At 64.4% G+C, this 17,224-nt stretch carries 11 protein-coding genes; 2 read left to right on the top strand and 9 right to left on the bottom strand.

Features of this window, described 5'->3' with window-relative positions; all coding sequences use genetic code 11:
• Nucleotides 1-95: 95 nt before the first annotated feature.
• From AB4Y82_RS17100 to AB4Y82_RS17075, 6 genes are all read right to left on the bottom strand, one after another.
• Nucleotides 96-1,487 carry an ATP-binding protein gene (locus tag AB4Y82_RS17100; protein ID WP_441604882.1) on the bottom strand — a complete coding sequence of 464 codons (1,392 nt, stop codon included), beginning with the start codon at nt 1,485-1,487 and terminating at the stop codon, nt 96-98.
• Complete coding sequence (locus AB4Y82_RS17095) at nt 1,484-2,149, bottom strand: response regulator (protein WP_441604881.1); 666 nt, start codon at nt 2,147-2,149, stop codon at nt 1,484-1,486. Before AB4Y82_RS17095 ends, AB4Y82_RS17100 begins: the two co-directional genes overlap by 4 nt.
• A gap of 149 nt (nt 2,150-2,298) precedes the next feature.
• The gene (locus AB4Y82_RS17090) at nt 2,299-3,024 is read right to left on the bottom strand and encodes a phosphatase PAP2 family protein (protein ID WP_441604880.1); all 726 of its coding nucleotides are present in this window, start codon (nt 3,022-3,024) and stop codon (nt 2,299-2,301) included.
• 14 nt (nt 3,025-3,038) lie between these two features.
• Entirely contained in the window at nt 3,039-5,303 is a 2,265-nt protein-coding gene (locus AB4Y82_RS17085; protein ID WP_441611518.1) for a TonB-dependent receptor, read from the bottom strand.
• A gap of 185 nt (nt 5,304-5,488) precedes the next feature.
• On the bottom strand, nt 5,489-10,084 hold the full coding sequence (locus AB4Y82_RS17080) for an autotransporter-associated beta strand repeat-containing protein (protein ID WP_441611516.1): 4,596 nt from the start codon (nt 10,082-10,084) through the stop codon (nt 5,489-5,491).
• 322 nt (nt 10,085-10,406) lie between these two features.
• On the bottom strand, nt 10,407-10,826 hold the full coding sequence (locus AB4Y82_RS17075; protein ID WP_441604877.1) for a cupin domain-containing protein: 420 nt from the start codon (nt 10,824-10,826) through the stop codon (nt 10,407-10,409).
• A gap of 134 nt (nt 10,827-10,960) precedes the next feature.
• Here AB4Y82_RS17075 and AB4Y82_RS17070 point away from each other — a divergent pair, with 134 nt between their 5' ends.
• Nucleotides 10,961-12,043, top strand: a complete 1,083-nt coding sequence (locus AB4Y82_RS17070) for an oxidoreductase (protein ID WP_441611514.1) — start codon at nt 10,961-10,963, stop codon at nt 12,041-12,043.
• A 262-nt stretch (nt 12,044-12,305) separates the two neighbouring features.
• Here the strand turns inward: AB4Y82_RS17070 and AB4Y82_RS17065 are convergent, their stop codons facing one another.
• Complete coding sequence (locus AB4Y82_RS17065) at nt 12,306-13,301, bottom strand: aldo/keto reductase (RefSeq protein WP_441611513.1); 996 nt, start codon at nt 13,299-13,301, stop codon at nt 12,306-12,308.
• Between the two features lie 112 nt (nt 13,302-13,413).
• Between AB4Y82_RS17065 and AB4Y82_RS17060 the strand changes: the two genes are divergently transcribed.
• On the top strand, nt 13,414-14,313 hold the full coding sequence (locus AB4Y82_RS17060; RefSeq protein WP_441604874.1) for a LysR substrate-binding domain-containing protein: 900 nt from the start codon (nt 13,414-13,416) through the stop codon (nt 14,311-14,313).
• A 3-nt stretch (nt 14,314-14,316) separates the two neighbouring features.
• Here the strand turns inward: AB4Y82_RS17060 and AB4Y82_RS17055 are convergent, their stop codons facing one another.
• Both AB4Y82_RS17055 and AB4Y82_RS17050 read right to left on the bottom strand, forming a co-directional pair.
• A complete protein-coding gene (locus tag AB4Y82_RS17055) occupies nt 14,317-15,078 on the bottom strand; it encodes a bestrophin-like domain (protein WP_441604873.1) in 762 nt (253 codons plus the stop codon).
• 35 nt (nt 15,079-15,113) lie between these two features.
• Nucleotides 15,114-17,156: an amidohydrolase family protein gene (locus AB4Y82_RS17050; RefSeq protein ID WP_441604872.1), complete on the bottom strand. Its 2,043-nt coding sequence runs from the start codon at nt 17,154-17,156 to the stop codon at nt 15,114-15,116.
• Nucleotides 17,157-17,224: the final 68 nt, after the last annotated feature.

Genomic DNA, 17,224 nt, shown 5'->3' with positions numbered 1-17,224 from the left:
TTCGGTTGCCTGCCGTTGTGCTTATCGCTAGAAATTCGTCAAGCCACGCTTAGTGGTCGCTTAGTCGGGCTCTTACAGCGCGTTTGGCGCGCTGCTCAAGGACACAGCAAAGGAATGGAAACCCGCACGCGCAACCCGCGGCCAAACGGCGAGTCGAGCAATTCGATGGTGGCGCGGTGCAGGCTGGCGGCCCGGGCCACGATGGAAAGGCCCAGGCCATAGCCTTCGCCGCGGCTGCCGGCTTCGCGATGGAAGCGGGCGAACACGGCATGGCGTCGCTCGAGCGGGATGCCGGGCCCGTTGTCGATGACTTCCAGCGTGGCTTCCTGCTGGTTCTGCACTACCGCAAGCTGGATGCGACCGCCGGCGGGTACATAGCGCAGCGAGTTCTCCAGCAGATTACGCAGCAAGGCCACCAGGGCGGGCGCATAGCCTTGCACGACCACGCGGCTGTCATGCAGCACGAAACCCAATTCAACGCCACGGCGCTGCAGGCCGGGCGTGAGTTCCTGGACCACCCCACCGGCAAGGTCGACCAGGTCCACTGCCTCGAACGGGCTGGATGCCGCACCCGCCTCCAGCTTGGCCAGCGCAAGCAGCTGTTCGATGCGGCGGCCTAGCGTGACGACGCTGCCGTGGGCGCCGGCGAGACTGTCCTGGATCTCGTCGGGATCGACGGTCTCCATGGCGCTTTCCAGGTTGAGCTGGATCGAGGCCAGCGGTGTGCGCAGCTCATGCGCCACGTCGGCGCTGAAGCGGCGCTCGCGTTCCAGCGCGTCTTCCTGGCGGTCGAGCTGCTCGTTGAGGGCGTTGAGCACCGGACGAAGTTCGCGCGGTGCGTCAGGCAACACGATGCGTGCGCGGCTGCCGGGCTCGCGCTCGGACAAGGCCGTGGTGAGGCTGGCCAGTGGACGCAGTCCGCGACCCACCGCCCAACCGACCAGCAGCGCCAGCACGGGCAGCCCGAACAGGAAGGGCAGGCCGTGATCGAGCCACAGCGTGTGCACGATGTCTTCGCGACTGTCGTAACGGTCGGCGACGCGGATCACATAAGCGCTGTTCGGATCGACGTAGTTGAACACGCGCCACACGTGGTGCTGCTTTTTCAGGTCGTGGTAGGCCGAGCGATCATCCGGGGTGGCCGGCAAGGTCATCAGGTTGATCGTGCCCAGCACCAGCCTGCCTTGCCGGTCGAACACCTGGAATCCCACTTCCGACTCGTGCGTGGCTACTTCGCCCTGCGCAGCCAGCACGCTTTTCTTCTGCACGGGAACCAGCAGGCCCTCATGGCCAGCAAAGGTCTGGACGCCGGCTTGCTGGATCAGCGTGGCGATGGTGTGCGCCGCCTCGGCCAGGCGGGCATCGGACAGCACGGCCATTTCGGAGCTGGTGCGGCGAAAGCTGTAGAACGCCAGCGGCAACAGGAACAGCAGCAACAGCGCGATGATCATCCAGCGCAGGCGACCACGCAGGCTGGTGGGCTTCACCGCGGGTCCCGCGGAATCATGTAGCCAAATGCGCGCACGTTCTGGATCGTGTCGAAGCTCAGCTTGCGGCGCAGCGAATGCACGAGCACATCGAGCGCGCCGTCGGTCACCTGGCGCTCGCTGCCGTAGAGCGAACTCTCCAGCGTGTCGCGGCGGACGACGCGGCCGCTGCGTTCCATCAAGGTCTGCAGCAGCGACATTTCGCGGCGGGTCAGATCCACCCTGTCGCCGCGGAAGGTGACTTCCAGGGTGGCCAGATCCAGGCACAGCGCGCCGGCTTCGATGCGATTGGCGGCCAGGCCTTGCATGCGGCGCGTGAGCGAACGGATGCGCGCGCCCAGTTCATCGAGATGGAATGGCTTGGTGAGGTAGTCGTCCGCACCGGCATCGAGGCCATGCACGCGCGCCTGCACGGCATCGCGCGCGGTGAGGATGAGCACAGGCGTGCGTATGTCGTTGCGGCGTGCCTCGGTGAGGATGTCCAGGCCGTCCTTGCCGGGCAGGCCCAGATCGAGCAGCACCAGGTCGGCCGTCTGGTCCTGCATCGCCCCGATGGCCTGCGCGCCATCGGTGATCCAGGTCACCGCGTACGACAGGCGTTCAAGTGCGCGCTGAATCGCCGCGCCCAATTCCAGATCGTCTTCCACCAGGATGATGTGCATCGCATGCCTCGGCTACGAGAACGGCGGGCCATGGGGCCCGCCGGGTCAGCGTTCGATTGTCTTTCCGTTTTGTTACCGTCCCGGGAAAAGCTGCCCATCCCTGGGCAATCGCACCTGCCCGCGAGCCATGCGGAGCCCGCGGACAGGTACTAGGGGGCCTTGGAAGCGGTGGGCACCAGGCCAGCCGCACGCAATTCCTCGCGGGCGGCCGCGAGATCGTGCTGCAAGGCAGGCGAAGCGAGCATGTCGGTGGCGAGTGCCTGGCCGAATTCGCGGCCCGCGTAGATGTCCTGCAGCGTGTGCACGCCCTTCACCACGCGGCGCCAGCCGATGTCGCGGGCGTGCTGCATCAACGCATCGGCATCCTGCGGAAACAGTTGCGCGAGCAGGATGGCGTCCACCGTGGCGCGGCTGGCATGACCGCTGGGATAGCCGAAGCTCTTCTTCGCCAACGCTTCGGGATGCATCGCGCAGTCCGACGCCGGCGGACAGGGGCGCACGCGCTTCCAGTGGTTCTTGGAGAGGTCGACGGCTTCCTTGGTCTCGTGTTCGGCTTCCTTGAACAGCGCGGCCACGTGAGGGAGCTTGTCTGCACGAAAATCCGCGCCGATCACCGGGGCAAAGTCGAATGCGTTGAATTTCTCTTCCTGCTTCGCCTGGGCGAAATCAGAGGAAGAGCGCGCGGCGAAGGCGCGATCGGTGGCATCGCGATCGGCCTGGTCTTCCGCGCTGCCCGGCGCGCTCGGCGGGGGCAGAGCGGACATCACCGCGTCGACTTGGGCGGTGCTCAGGTAGACGTCGGCATGCGTGTCCTTGGCAGCGGACAGGGACGGTGCGATCAACAGCAGGGCAAGGAGGGTGTGCTTGAACTTCATCGTGAACTCCCCCGTCACAGCGCCAGCGACACGGAGGCGAACCAGCTGCGCCCCGGCAGCACGTAGTACGACCCCACGTTGCCGCTCACCGAGTTGATCACCAGGTTGTGCGCATCAAACAAGTTGTCCACCTGCAGGCGCACCTTGTAACTCTTGATCCACGAACCGGTGAGGTTCTGGCCGTAGCCCACGCTCATCGCCGCCTGCCAGTAGCCACCGGTGCCGATGGTCGAGGTCACCGAGGAGGCCACGTCCGGATTGAAGCTGGAGTTGTACGCCTTCTGGCTGCCGGAATACTTGTCGTACAGCGAGGCGAAGAAGCCGTCGTTCTCATACATCACGCCCAGCGCGGCCGTGCGGTCCGGCACATTGGGGATATCGAGCTTGGAGCCCTTGAACGTCGCGTCCTGCAGCGAACCGTTGGCAAACACGCTGGTGCCCGAACCTACGTAATAGGTGAGCTCGCCTTCGATACCCTTGATGTACGCGCCCTTGGCCAGGTAGTAGACCGCATCGGTGGTACCGGGCACGGTGGTGGAGAACTGGTAGTTCTTGAAGTTGATGAAGTACACATCGGCGTCGGCATTGAAGCGCTCAGTCTTGTAGACCGTGCCGAACTGGTAGTTCATCGTCTGCTCGGGCTTGGTGTTGTCGAGCGCCGGATTGGGCACGTAGAACTCGTTGAGGTTGGGCGTGAGCATGCCCTGCGCTGCGGTGGCGTAGATGCTCCAGTCATCGCGCAACAGATAGTTGGCGGTGAGGTAACCCAGCGTCTTGTCCCAGCTCTGGCTGTAGTACAGCGGCGTCTTGCTGGTCTGGTTGATCGGCGCCTCGATGTCGCGGCTCACGTTGAAGTACTTCACGCCCGGCGTGATGCTCAGGCCGTCGTACGCGTACCACTCGTACTCGGCGTAAAGCTGGCCGGTGTGCAGCTGGTCCTTCATGGTGTACTTGTACGGCCCGCTGTACACGCCCTTGCTGTTGAACGTGCCAAACGTCGACGCGCCCGGCTTCACATCGATGGCGCCGTCGCGGCCGTAGTCGATGGCGATGCTGCTGCGCTCGTTGTTGGTGTACTCGTACCAGCCGCCGGTGCGGAACTGGCCGTGGTCGTCGGCGTGCACCAGCTGGAACACATCGCCCCAGGCGCGGTAGTTGTTGATCTTCACGTAGCCGCCCATGTTGGTCGGCGATGCCTTGGTGCCCACGTAGGGGCTCTCGTGGCTGGTGTTGTCGTAGGCGTAGGTATAGACCTTGTTGTCCACCGACCAGGTGTCCGACAGCAGGCTGTGGATGCCCAGGTATTCCAGGTCGGTCTGCTTGGTCTGGAAGTTGTAGCAGGCGCAATTGGTGCTGGTGGGATCGTTGTTGAGGCCGAAATTGCGGCCCAACTGGTCGATCTGCTGCAACGTCAGCGAGCTGAGGTTCGGGTTGTTGAAGCGGATGTAGTTGTAGTTGCTGAGGAAGGTGATCTCAGTGTTGCTGCCGATCGGCTGCACATATTTGATATAGCCCGTCTTGCGCGAGGTGTCGCCGTCGGTCTTGGCGGTATCAGTGCTGATGTACTGCGCGCTGGCGATCAGCTTGCCGCCACCGAGATCGTCGAGCTTGCCCGTGTTGAGCTCCAGATGGGTCAGCGAGGTGTCGTAGCTGCCGAAGCTTTGCGTGGGAATGAACGAGAACGAATCGGTCGGGTCCTTCGAGCTCAGCGCCACGGTGCCGCCGAACGTCGCCTCGCCAATCGTGCTGGCGCTGCCGGGGCCGCGATCAATGAGAACCTGGCCGATCATCTTGGCCGGGAAGTAGCTGCTGGTGTGATGGCTGAAGTCGTTGGTGTCGCCAAACGGAATGCCGTCGTAGGTGACGTTGAAGGAGTTGTCATTGAAGCCACGCAGCGTCATCTGCTTGGATTCGCCCAAGCCGGGGCCGGCCGTGCTCACATTGGTCACGCCCGGCGCGATCGCCGCGATCGTGGCGTAGTCGGCCGTGGGCGCCACATGGTTGCTGATCCAGTCCAGCCCAATCACCGACTGCGGCTGGGTGATGTTGAGGTCGGCCTGGGTCGGCGCCTGGGTGATGGCCGAGGTCGCAGAAGAGCCCTGCACTTCCACTTCTTCCAGTTCCTTCGGTGCCCTCAAGGCATTGGCGCTGGGCTTGGACGGCGAAGCGTCCGCCGGTGTGCTGGCTGCCGTCGTATCGGTATCGGCGGCACGCGCGGGCAGGCTGAGCGACAGGCTGGCAAGCAGGGCGAGCGCGACTGCGCTGGAAAGAGGACGCAAGACAAGCTGCGACGCGTGATAGCGCCGACGGAAAGAGGAAGACATGGCGGCCCGAGTAGTGGCTGGATTCAGTGCACTAGCGTGGGTTCGCCATTTGACAGTTCCGTTTCACAGGGGTGATGCGCAGTGGCGGTTTGCTTAGCGCCGACTTAGGCCTGGCCTGAACGGCTTCACTGCGGAGGCGCCTACCAGTTAATGCGCATGCCCAGGTTTCCGTTGACAGCCTTCACGCCGTCGTTGAAACCCTTGTCATAGCTGATCGTGGCATACAGCGACGCGCTCTTGCTCAACTGCGCGCTCAGGCCGGTGCCCAACTCCCACCAGCTGCCGCCCAGATCCGAATGGAACGGGATATTGCCGGTCTGCGAGGAGAACAGGGTGACCGCATCGGACTTGAACTCATGCCAGAGGTTGGCGAAGAACCACCCCGACAGCAGGCGGGGCTTGCTCGTCTGGTCCCACTCCCAGGTACGCGACGCCCGCCCGCCCAGGCGTGCGGCGAGTGAATCGGCGTCGCGGAACTGCACGTGCGCCGAGCTATCGTTCGCACTATTGAGATGCAGCGACTGGTAAATCACCTGGCTCTGCGGTTCGAGTGACCAGCCGCTGGCAAAGGTGAACGGGTAGCCGCCCTCCAGCGACAGCGTCGTGCCAAATCCGTGGGTGGCAAGACTCTGCTGTTCGTTCGATGACTTGGCGTCGTACCAGGTGCCTTGAACGACGCCATCGAGGTACCAGTCCTTCGCGCCAAAGCGCGTCCAGTAGCCGCCAATGGAATAGGAATCAAAGCGGTCGTTGCCCGCCGAGGTGTCGTCGTAGTTGGTCACGCCACCATGGCCGTGGCCGACCGACGAGAGTACGCCGGCAAAGTCGCGTGCGCCGTCGTCGTGTTCATCGCGATAAAGATCCAGACCAGCTTGCACCGCGACCATGTTGTCGTCGAACGAAGGACCATCGCGATAGATGCCGCCGCTCTTCGCATCCCATTGCCCGTCCTGACCGATCACGCGTGCCCACACGCCGCTGGCGCCGAAACCATCGCCCGACAGATCGCGCAGCTGTTCCTCTTCGCCCACGCGCTCGTGCAACGTGCCTATCAGCGCCCTGCCGTAGTTGAGCGCCATCGAAGGGAGGGCGGTGTACAGCGATACCTCAGGCCGGTAATACGCCACATAGGGTCGCGTCGCCGTCGGCGTACCAGGCGCGGGCATCGTAATGCCCAGCGCATCGAGCACCTCGGCGGGAGGACTGGGATCTTCCGAGCGCAGATACCAGGATTCGGGCGACGACGCATCGCGTGCACCCTTGAACAAGGCATATTGATAAGGGCCAGCCTCCAGCGACGTGCCGAGCGCGAAAGCATCGGGCGTGGTGACCGCCAGCCCGGAGGCGGCCACCACCAGAATGCCGTTACCCGGCGTGGTGGCGCCCAGGCCGCCGACGTTGGTGATATTGAGCACCGTATGCCCGCTGGTGGTGCCTTTGCTGACGACCAGCAAATCCGAGTTGGATGTGTCGTCGCTCAGCACGGTATTCATCGCGATACGCGAATTGCCCTGACCCACCAGGTTGCCGACGAACAAGCTGTTGCCCACGCCTGCGCCCGCCAGCTGGATCAGGTTGTTGTTGGTCAACGTGCCGTTGATCGAAAAGTCGCCCTTGCTGCCGCCCTGGAACAACGGCAGCGCATCGGCCACGGCAATCGTGCCGTCGTTGGTCACCGGACCACCCGAACCGTCGAAATTGCCGATCATGCCGTAGCCGCCCAGCGTGGCGCCGCCGGCCACATGCACCGCGCCGCCGCCCGCAATCGCTGCGGTGCTGTTGGGCACGTTGCCCACCACCAGCGTGCCTGCATTCACCGACGTCGTGCCGCTGTAAGTATTGAGTGCGGTAAGCACGGTGGTGCCAGTGCCGTTCTGCTGCAAACTGCCAATCGGGTCGGGCGTGGTATTCGTCCAGTCGCTGATGACGCCGTTGAAGGTGACCGTGTCCGAGCGGTTGAAGACCAGCGTGCCGCCATCCTGCACATCGCCCACGATGCTGCCACTCGTTCCGCCGTTGCCCAGTTGCAAGGCTCCGTTGGCGATCACCGTGCCGCCGGTATAGGTGTTGTCGCCGGTGAAGATCGTGGTGCCGCTGCCGAGCTGCTTCACGCTGCCGGTGCCGGAAATGACGCCAGGGATGGTGGCCGTGTCTGAGCGATCGATGATCAGTCGCCCGTTGTTCGTGACATCACCGACGATGCTTCCGCTGGTGCCACCATTGCCTAGCTGAAGCATGCCTGCTTGTATCGTGGTGCCGCCGGTATAGCTGCTGTTGCCGGTGAGCACCGTAGTGCCCGTGCCTTGCTGAATCACCGCGCCGCTGCCGGAGATCGCACCGGCGAACGTTGACACATCGTTCCGATTGAAGACGAGCGCGCCGTTGTTGGTCACGTCGCCGACGATGCTGCCACTGGCGCCGCCATTGCCCAGCTGCAAGGTGCCGGCACTGATGGTAGTGCCGCCGGTATAGCTGTTGTTGGCGGTGAGCACCGTAGTGCCGGTGCCCTGCTGCGTCACCAAGCCGCTACCGGAAATAAGGCCGGAAAACGTCGTGTTGTCGCTGCGATTGAACACCAACGCGCCGTTGTCGATGACGTCGCCGACCAGGCTGCCACTGCTGCCGCCATCGCCTAGTTGCAGCGTTCCTGCGCTGATCGTGGTGCCACCGGCGTAAGTGTTGCCAGCGGTGAGCACGGTGGTGCCAGTGCCTTGCTGCGTTACCCATGCGGCACCGGAAATCGCGCCTGCGAAGGTCGAGATATCGCTGCGGTTGAACACCAAGGCACCGTTGTCCACCACGTCGCCGACGATGCTGCCGCTGGTGCCGCCATCGCCCAGTTGCAGTGCACCCGCATTGATCGTGGTGCCGCCGCCATAGGTGCTGTTGCCAGTGAGCACGGTGGTTCCGGCGCCTTGCTGCGTCACCGAACCTGCGCCGGATATCACGCCCGCGTATGTCGACACGTCGCCGCGGTTGAATACGAGGGCGCCATTGTCCACCACGTCGCCAACGATGCTGCCACTGCTGCCGCCATCGCCCAGTTGCAGTGTTCCCGCATTGATCGTGGTGCCGCCGGTGTAGGTATGGTTGGCCGTGAGCACGGTAGTGCCGGTGCCTTGTTGCGTGACCGATCCAGCGCCGGAAATCGTGCCCGCGTAGGTCGAGACATCGCTGCGGTTGAACACCAGCGAGCCGTTGTCAGTCACGTCACCGACGATGCTGCCTGTGCTGCCGCCATCGCCCAACTGCAACGCGCCACTGCTGATGGTGGTACCGCCGGTGTAGCTGTTGGCGCCGGTGAGCGTCATGCTGCCGGCGCCGGTTTTTACCAGCCCGCCGCCCCCGGCGATCACGCCGCCAAAGGACGTGGATGTTCCCAGACCGCCCGTGGTGAGTGTCCCCGCACCCAGGTTCACGGCGCCCGCGCCCGCGAGGCTGCCGATGGTCTGATTGGCGTTACCCAGATCCAGCGTGGCGCCACTGTTGACGTTGAACGCGCTGGCAGGCGAGAGCAGGTTGGCGCCGCCGGCTTGCAATATTCCACTGGCGACGGTGGTTGGCCCCGTGTATGTGCCGGCACCCGACAGCACCAGCGTGCCGTTGCCCGCCTGCGTCACCGCACCGCTGCCCTGGATAGGCGCGGTGATATTGAGATTGCTCGCGCTGGCGAACACGAGCGTGCCGTTGTCATTGATCTGCCCACCGATGGTCAACGCAGGTGCGGTGAAAGTCGCTGTCGTACCCGGGTCAAGCGATAGATTGGTCAGCGCATAACTGGCACCGGATAGCGTGACATTCGCGCTGTTGCGCAGCGCCACCAGTTGCCAGTTGGGAATGGCGTTGGCAAACGCGGTGGAGCTAAAGCCATCGAACACCAGCGTGTTATTGCTGCCGCCCACGCCTGCGTTGATCGAGCCCGTGGTGGTGGAACCCGCTTCCAGCATCACCGTGTTGTTGGACTGTCCCGCGCCGAACAGGATGGCACCGCGGCTGCCGCTGAGCGTGCCCGCATTGATCACCGTGATGCCGTTCGCATTGGGACCGTTGCCGTAGAAACCATAAGCGTTGTCGCTGGTCACGCTGGCGCCGGCTTCGTTGGTGAAGGTGCCGGGGCCCGCCATTTCCACGCCATTGCCGGCGATTGCCACGGTGTTGCCGCTGGCAATCGTTGCGTACGCGCCGTGGGCCGCCACGATGCCGTAGTTGAGGATGGTGCTGGCCACCACGCTGTCTGAGCGAATGCCGGCGGACGATGACCGTGGGCTGGTGCCGGAAATCGAGCCGAAGGTATCGATCCTGCCGCGATTGATCAGGACATTGCCGGCCGTACGATTGGCAGTGCGCGCAAAGATGCCGACCGAATTGCTGCCCGTGGTCCTGATCGTGCCGTCGTTCTCCAGTGTGTTGCCGAAGCCGACGGTGGTGCTCGATGCATTGTTGGGATCACCCGCCCATATGCCATAGGCATTGATGAAGGTCGTGCTGATGCTGCCGCCATTGGTGACCGAGCTGTTGTTGTTCACCTGCACGGCGGCGCCGGTGGTGGCGATGCCTGCACCGGTATTGACGATCACTTTGGCGCCATTGCCCGGAATGACGAGTGTGCCGCTGCCCACCGTGATCGCATTGATGCTGCTGGTATAGGGATTGGGCGCGTTGGTATTGCAGATGACGGTGACGCCATCGGGCTGCAGTGCGCAGTTCGCGAAGGCGGATGATGACAGCGCGGTCATCAAGCAGGCGAAGAGCAGCTTAGGGGGCGGGTATGTAGCGTGATGTCGATGGGCGCCGCTGTTGCAGGGCTTCGCCGGATGACACGGCCGTCGTTGCAAGCCTTCGCGCATAACCCCGTCCCTATCGATACAAGGGCAGACGGGGTGGTTGAGTAACATCGTGGCGGTGACTTGTTCGTGAAGTGCCACGCGCACGAACGCCTCGTTCCGCAGCGAATTTCAGCGGAATTTCTGTCAGTGGTGACCTAAGTGCTGTGCGGCGCGATGACGCGCGGCAGCGGTTGTCACACTCAGCGCGTATTCTTGAGAACGCAGTAATGCGTCACTTCACCGGCTCGGCCAGCGGCTTGCCCTTGTCGATGATCCACGTCGATAGCGCTGTGCCGCCGTCGCTGCCCGGTGCCGCCGCAAGACTGTGCACGGCGCCGCGCGGATTGAAGAAGTGATCGCCCGCCTTCAGCACCTGATCGGGTTTGCCGCGCGTCTTGAGCACGAGATTGCCTTTCAGCACATAACCCGATTCATCGCCGTTGTGCATATGCCAGCCCACCGCGCCGCCGGGAGGAATATCGGCCGTGCCAAGCACGATCTCGGTGCCCGGCACACCGCTTTGCTCGTGCTGGTCGAGGATGGTGCGCTTGGCCTGCGGCGCATTGGCGGCCGGCGCATCCTGCGCGACGACGTGGCTGCTCACACCAGCGGCCGCGAGCAGGGCGGCGATCAGCACGGGACGGAGTGACATGGCGGCATCCTCGGCACAAGCGGAATCGCTGCGGATGGTGCGCGCGAAAACGTTAGCGCGGCGCGAAGCCGTTTCCGACGGATCGTCGACGGCGGTGGCCTATCATGGGTCTCCCCCGTACCGCCCGAGTCACGATGAACGACCCCTCCACTCCCTTGCACGTGGCGCTGATCGGCTATGGATTTGCCGGCAAGACCTTCCATGCGTCCCTGATCCGCAGCGTGCCCGGCCTGGCGCTGCGCACGGTGGTATCGCGCGATGCCAACAAGGTGCGCGCGGACTTGCCTGAGGTGGACGTCATCGCCGACATCGCAAAAGTTCTTGCGGATCCCCAGGTGGACATCGTGGTGATCGCCTCGCCCAACGACACCCATGCGCCGCTGGCGCGCGCCGCGCTGGAAGCGGGCAAGCACGTGGTGGTGGACAAGCCCTTCGCGCTCGATCTGGCGCAGGCCCGCAACCTGGCCGCCATCGCCCAGCAGCAGGGGCGCGTGCTGTCGGTGTTCCAGAATCGTCGCTGGGATAGCGACTTCCTCGGCGTGCGGCAGCTGATCGCGCAGGGCACGCTGGGCGAGGTGACGCATTTCGAATCGCATATCGACCGCTTTCGTCCGCAGGTGCGTGCACGCTGGCGCGAGCAGGCGGGCGCGGGCAGCGGCCTGTGGTACGACCTGGGGCCGCATCTGGTGGATCAGGCCTTGTCGCTGTTCGGTTTGCCCGAGCGCGTATGGGCCAGTCTGGCCACCCAGCGCGATGGCGGTGAAGTCACCGACTGGGCGCATGTGGTGCTCGAGTACGGCGAGCGTCGCGTGATCCTGCACGCGGGCATGCTGGTGGCGGGCGGCAGTGCGCGCTTCACCGTGCACGGCACGCAGGGCAGCCTGGTCAAGCCGAAGATCGACGTGCAGGAAGCGCAACTGATCGCCGGCATGCGTCCCGGCAACGCTGAATGGGGCATCGATCCGGATGATCTGCTGCTGTACGACGGTGACGGCCAGGTCACGCATCTGACCACGCCCCGGGGCGACCAGAGTCGCTATTACGCGGCCTTCCGCGACGCAGTGCTCGGGCGAGGCCCCGCTCCCGTCACGGCGCGCCAGGCGATCACGGTGATGGCGGTGATCGAGGCTGCGATGCAATCGGCGGCGGAACATCGGGCGGTAGCCCTGGAGCTGGATGCCGATGAACGGGAGGCATGGCACGCCGCATCCAACTGAGCGTTGCCTATGGGCGTGAACAAGCCGATCCGCCCGGTGAGCGAAGCACGCAGTGGCCGTGAGTGGCCCATAAAAAAAGGCCCCCTTTCGGGGGCCTCACGGATCGGCTCTAGGGGGGCGACCGATCCGGGCTGCCGGGGTTCGTGGAAACCGCGACCTGGTTAGATTGCCCGAGGCTTCGAGATTTCGATGTAAGCGAAGTCTTACCCGTTTGGTCAGAAACTGGATGGCCGTTTGTCAGGCCAGCCAGGAGCCTGCGAAATCAGCGATTCACCGTATGCATCATCGGCCCGGCGTAGCGCGCACCCGCGGCGACGTCCGGCGGGAACACGGCATCGATCGCCCGCAGTTCAGCCGCATCGAGCGTCACATCCATCGCACCCAGGTTTTCATCCAGCCGGTCGCGATAGCGGGTGCCGGGAATGGCGAACACATTCTCACCCTGTGCCAGCACCCAGGCCAGCGCCAGCTGAGCCGGCGTGCAGCCCTTCTCGGCGGCAATCGCGTTCACCTTGTCCACCAGTTCCAGGTTGCGGAAGAAATTCTCGCCCTGGAAACGCGGGCTCTGGCGGCGGTAGTCGTCAGCTTCGAAATCCTCCGGGCTGCGGAAAGCGCCGGTGAGAAAACCGCGACCCAGCGGCGAATACGCCACGATGCTGGTGCCGGTCTTGCGCGAGGATTCGAGCATGCCGTTCTCCTGCGGATCGCGCGTCCACAGCGAAAATTCCACCTGCAGCGCCGCGATCGGATGCACCTTGGCCGCCCGCTCCAGCGTGGCGCCGGAGGCTTCGGACAAACCCAGATGGCGCACCTTGCCGGCCTTCACCAGCTCGGCCATGGCGCCCACGGTTTCCTCGATCGGCACGTCGATGTCCACGCGGTGCTGGTAGTAGAGGTCGATGTATTCCACGCCCAGTCGCTTGAGGCTGGCTTCGCAGGAGGCACGTACATACTCGGGGCGGCCATTGATGCCGCGCTTGGCCGGGTCGTTGGGATCGCGCACGATGCCGAACTTGGTGGCGAGGAAGGCCTGCTCGCGGCGATCCTTGAGCGCTTTGCCCACCAGCACCTCATTGGTGTGCGGGCCGTAGACATCGGCGGTGTCGAGGAAGTTGAAGCCACGTTCCAGTGCGTGGTGGATGGTGGCGATCGATTCGGCGTCGTTGCGCTGGCTGCCGTAGAAATCGCTCATGCCCATGCAGCCGAGGCCGAGGGCGGAGACGGAGGGACCATTCTTGCCGAGCTGTCGCATATGCATGGGGCGTTCCTTGGGAGGGTGGGGAGGCTGGCCATGCATTGTTAGTCATGACAGTCTGGCGATAAATGCTCAATAATCGCCATGTCTGTTGTCGAAATGGTCAACAATCGCCATGGATCGTCTGCAAGCCATGCGGGTCTTCACCCGTATCGTCGAAATGGGCAGCTTTACCCGCGCGGCCGATGACCTCAGCCTGCCGCGCGCCACCCTGACCCACACCATCAAGCGGCTGGAAGAACACGTGGGCGCCCACCTGCTCCAGCGCACCACCCGGCAGGTGCGGCCCACCCGCGATGGCGAGGTTTATTACAACCATTGCGTACGCCTGCTTGCGGACCTCGATGCGGTGGAGGCGGATTTTCGCGAGGCGGCCGCGGTGCCCAAGGGTCGATTGCGCATCGACCTGGCCTCCTCGCTGGCGCGCCTGGTGTTGATTCCGGCGCTGCCGGAATTTCTTGCGCGCTATCCGAAGATCGAGCTGGATATCGGCACCAGCGACCGCTTTATCGATCTGGTGCGCGAAGGCGTGGACTGCGTGCTGCGTGCCGGCGATCTGCCCGATTCGACCATGGTCGGCCGGCGCGTGGCCAATCTCTCGCAGGCCACCGTGGCAAGCGTCGCCTACGTGCAGCGTCATGGCATGCCGCAGACGCTGGCGGATCTGCAAAACGGACACGTGGCGGTGGACTGGGCATCCCCCACCACGCGCCGCACCTCGCCACTGGAATTCATGGTGGGCAAGCGCATGCGCGAAGTGACGCTGCCCGCGCCGATTGTGGTGAGCGGTACCGAGGCTTACCTCGCCTGCTGCGAGGCAGGGCTCGGCATCGCGCAGTTTCCGCGCTATCGGGTGGACGAGGCACTGGCCAGCGGCACGCTGATCGAGCTGCTGCCGGCGATGCCGCCGCCATCGTTCCCGATCAGCGTGCTGTACCAGTCGCAGCGGCAGTTGCCGTTGCGCTTGCGCGTGTTCATCGACTGGATCGTCGAGGTGATGGGCGAGGTGCGTTGAGCGCTACCGATCCATCTGGCTGATCGCTTCGCGCATCGGCGCCACCGACACCCTGACTACGCCGGTCAGCGGCGTATCCATTTCCAGGATCACGTAGATCGCCCCGGAAGCCGACAGGGCACATATCAGAAAAAAGAACAGCACCGTGTGGTTATGCGGGGCGAACAGCCCGAACGTGCCAAAGATCACGCACAGCCATGCGGCCAGCACCAGCAACAGCGTCATCGGGATGGTGCCGTTCTTCTGCATCAGCGCCAGCCAGCGTGCAGCGAATACCTCGTCGGAAATATCGAGCGCGCGGTCCTTCAATTGCTGCTCGGCCGGCGTGGTGGGGGTCAGTGCGCCAACGCGGCGCTGGAATTCGCTGACGTGGCTGAGGATCTGCGGACTGTCGAGCTGCGCGATCCGCGCGCGGTCACCCGAGGCCAGCAAGTCCACCCCGTTGGTATAGCTGCGCTTGAGCGTCTCGCGCAGCGGTTGGGCCTCGGGTCCGTACTGCGCCAGCGCGCGATCGAGGCGCAGGATATTCACCGCGTTGCGCTGCAGATCGCCGTTGACCGCGTCATACGAGGTCTTGGCCGACGAGATCAGCAAGCCCAGCACCAGCGCGGCGATGGTGGCGATCAGGCCGGCGGCCAGCTTGATGGACGAGGCCGAATCCTCATCCAGGTGATGATTGGGCAAGCGCGTGCGCGCATACATGCCCAGCAGCGCGCAGCCAAACACACCGGCAAAAATCAGCAGGAAGATCAGCAGGTGCGTCATGGCGCTTGCTCCTCAGACGTGGTCGCCGGTAGGCCTTATTCCTCCCAGGCGGGTCGCTTGCTGATGCCGCCTTCAGTGCGCAGCGCGCTGGCGTCCATCAGCTTGCCGTCCATCATCACCACCTCGGTATGGCGCAGGTCGCCGATATTCTCCGCCGGGTTGCCGTCGACCAGGACCAGGTCTGCGTTCTTGCCCTTTTGGATGCTGCCGGTGTGCGCGTCGGCGCCCACCAGATGAGCTGTAACCGCGGTGGCGCTGGCGAGTGCTTCGGCATTGGTGAAGCCGGCCTGCACGTAGAGCTCCAGCTCGCGCACCAGCTCCAGCCCGGTGCCATCGGTACCGGCGACTATCGGCACGCCCGCCTTGTGCATCGCGCCCACCAGCGCCTGAAGTTTGGCGAAGCTGGCACGGTAGTCGGCCCGCGTGAGGTCCTTGGGCACCGTGAAACCACCCTGGCGGAAGCCGCGTTCTACGGCAGGCGGCAGCGTGCCGACGTAGGGTGCGTACGAAGGCGAGAGATCGCCGTTCTCTGGCACGTACAGGCTTTCGGCGATCACCAGGGTGGGATCGGAGGCGATGTGGCGCTGGGCCATGGTGGCGATCAGCGACTTCATCGGCTCCTTGTCCAGATCCACGTTGCGCGCATAGCGCCCCGGGCCTTCGAAACGTCCCATGCCATTGGACGCCTTGACCACCTCGTCGGGCATCGCCTGCATCATCACGAAGTAGATGTGGGTGATCTCGTCGTAGCCATCGTCGATGGCTTCCTTCGGACGCATGCCGGCAGGCAGGTGGCCATGCACGTGCAGGCCTTGCTTGTGCGCCTCGGCGGCGGTCGCCTTCACCCAGGCCGGGTTGAACGTGCCATAGATCTTGATCGCGCTGAAGCCATCGGCCTTGGCGCGGTCGGCCAGCTTGATCGCCTCCTCCTGCGAAGTCGCCACGGTGGCGACCTGCGCTGTGTTCGGGCCCTTGCCGTCGATCAGCATCGACGGATACACGTGCGGCCCCAGCAATTCACCCTTGGCGCGACGCTGGGCGCGCGAGAGCGTCTGCTCGTTGATGTTGCCCGGATCGCGCACCGAGGTGATGCCCAGCGACAGCAGCATCGGGCCGCTGGCGTCATCGGGCACATGCTGGTGTGAATCCCACAGGCCGGGCACCAGGGTCTTGCCCTTGCCGTCGATCACCTGCGCGTTCTTGGGCACGGTGATCGAGGCGGCATCGCCCACGGCGGTAATCACGCCCTTGTCCACCAGCACCGTTTGGCCGTCCACAAAACGCGTGCCGTCCACGAAGGCGCGCACGTTGGTGAATGCCACCGGGCCGGGCGGCGTCTTGAGCAGCTTGGGCACGATGGCCTTGGCGTGCTGGGCGAGCGCAGCAGTCTGGGCCTTCTCCAGCACTGGAAGCGCGGATTCATAGCCTTCCGGCAGCCACGTCAGGCCATTGACGAAGCCGAAGAAGTGCCCGGACTTATCCACCCACACCGGCACCGGCGTGTTGCTGAGGCCGGTCACCGCATAAGCGGTCACTTGCTGTTTGTTGGCGCCATCGCCCACGGTAGCGACGGTGAGTTTTTCCGCGTGCGCCTTGCCGCCGGGCAGGAGCGTGAGCGTCTTGTCTGGCGCGGCCAGCAATTTTTCGACCAGGTCGGCATTGAGGTCGAAGGGACCGCCAAAGGCGACGTATTCGGCCGGCGCGCTGTACGGCGCGGAACCCGCGTCCACCGGACTCTTCCAACTGGCCGTGCCCGACTGCACGGCAAACGTCTCGCCGGCATCGCCGTTGGGCGTGTGGCCGCGGATCACCACGCGCTCAATCATGCCGTCACGGCCCAGCGTCGTGCTGCTGTCCACTTCGGTCACCATGCCGCGCAGCAACAGGCTTTCGCGGCCCATATGCGTGCCGTCGGCAGTCACCCAGCGCGCCGAGCTGCCGTGCTTGCCGGCAGTGGACACGATGGAAAAGCGCTGCGCATTGGCTGGCGGCGTGGCCAGCGAGTCGGTGGGAGCGGGAGTGTCGGCGAAGCAGGGCAGCGCCACAAAAAGTACGAACGCGACGAACGGGGCACGCATAGGAAAGCCTCCGGTGGGTTCGCGGCGCAGTATGGCTGGCCGGCGCGTCAAGCCATAGTGCTGGGCGG

It is taken from the genome of Dyella sp. 2YAF14 (assembly GCF_052114725.1).
GTDB lineage: Bacteria > Pseudomonadota > Gammaproteobacteria > Xanthomonadales > Rhodanobacteraceae > Dyella.
Note: the sequence above shows the minus strand (reverse complement) of the source record. Positions and strands in the feature narration are given on the sequence as shown.

What these genes read in the sequence shown, in the direction of transcription:
- AB4Y82_RS17095 (WP_441604881.1), bottom strand. Translation starts at nt 2,149, where the DNA reads ATGCACATCATCCTGGTGGAAGACGATCTGGAATTGGGCGCGGCGATT.
- AB4Y82_RS17090 (WP_441604880.1), bottom strand. Translation starts at nt 3,024, where the DNA reads ATGAAGTTCAAGCACACCCTCCTTGCCCTGCTGTTGATCGCACCGTCC.
- AB4Y82_RS17080 (WP_441611516.1), bottom strand. Translation starts at nt 10,084, where the DNA reads ATGACCGCGCTGTCATCATCCGCCTTCGCGAACTGCGCACTGCAGCCC.
- AB4Y82_RS17075 (WP_441604877.1), bottom strand. Translation starts at nt 10,826, where the DNA reads ATGTCACTCCGTCCCGTGCTGATCGCCGCCCTGCTCGCGGCCGCTGGT.
- AB4Y82_RS17070 (WP_441611514.1), top strand. Translation starts at nt 10,961, where the DNA reads ATGAACGACCCCTCCACTCCCTTGCACGTGGCGCTGATCGGCTATGGA.
- AB4Y82_RS17065 (WP_441611513.1), bottom strand. Translation starts at nt 13,301, where the DNA reads ATGCATATGCGACAGCTCGGCAAGAATGGTCCCTCCGTCTCCGCCCTC.
- AB4Y82_RS17060 (WP_441604874.1), top strand. Translation starts at nt 13,414, where the DNA reads ATGGATCGTCTGCAAGCCATGCGGGTCTTCACCCGTATCGTCGAAATG.
- AB4Y82_RS17055 (WP_441604873.1), bottom strand. Translation starts at nt 15,078, where the DNA reads ATGACGCACCTGCTGATCTTCCTGCTGATTTTTGCCGGTGTGTTTGGC.
- AB4Y82_RS17050 (WP_441604872.1), bottom strand. Translation starts at nt 17,156, where the DNA reads ATGCGTGCCCCGTTCGTCGCGTTCGTACTTTTTGTGGCGCTGCCCTGC.